Origin of the sequence: Rugosimonospora africana (assembly GCF_016862975.1) — a bacterium.
Lineage (GTDB): Bacteria > Actinomycetota > Actinomycetes > Mycobacteriales > Micromonosporaceae > Rugosimonospora > Rugosimonospora africana.
In genome coordinates this window covers 1-593 of the sequence record NZ_BONZ01000028.1, presented here as the reverse complement: position 1 = coordinate 593, position 593 = coordinate 1, and the positions used below count along the sequence as shown (strand labels likewise).

Here is a 593-nt window from a genome sequence, read left to right as displayed (position 1 = left end):
GGCGCAGCATCAGGCCGACGGTGAGAAGTTCCTCATCGAGCAATGCGCCCAACTGGGGCCGAAAGAACTGGGGTGGCTCGCCGAACGACTGCTGGACCAGATCGCGCCCGAGGTGGCGGAGCAGCGCGCCGCGGAGCAGTTGGCCCGCAGCGAGGAACGCGCCTACGCCGACCGGCGCTTTAACCTGACCGACCTACACGGCGACGCCCGGGTGCGGGTGTCCGGCTGGCTGGACCGGGAATCAGCCGCCGTCGTCCGCGCGGCCATCGACCCGCTGTGGGCACCCCGACCCAACCCCGACGGTTGCGACCCGCGTAGCCCAGACCCGCGCACCCCGGGACAACGACGGGCCGACGCCCTAGTCGACGTCTGCCGACTCGCCCTGGCCTGCCGCGATCTACCCGACAACGGCGGCGACCGGCCTCAGGTCGTGGTGACCGTCGACATCGACGACCTCCGCGAACAAACCGGTGCGGCCACCCTCGACGACGGCACCGTATTCAGCCCGGCTGCCGCCCGCAGACTCGCCTGCGACGCCGGCATCATCCCCGCCGTCTTGGGTGGCACGGGCCAGGTGCTCGACGTGGGCCGGG

1 protein-coding gene is annotated in these 593 nt (G+C 71.8%); it reads left to right on the top strand.

All coding sequences use genetic code 11. The annotated features are described in order from the left end of the window. A partial coding sequence (locus Raf01_RS14965) for a DUF222 domain-containing protein (RefSeq protein WP_203918477.1) occupies positions 1–593 on the top strand: 593 nt, incomplete at both ends.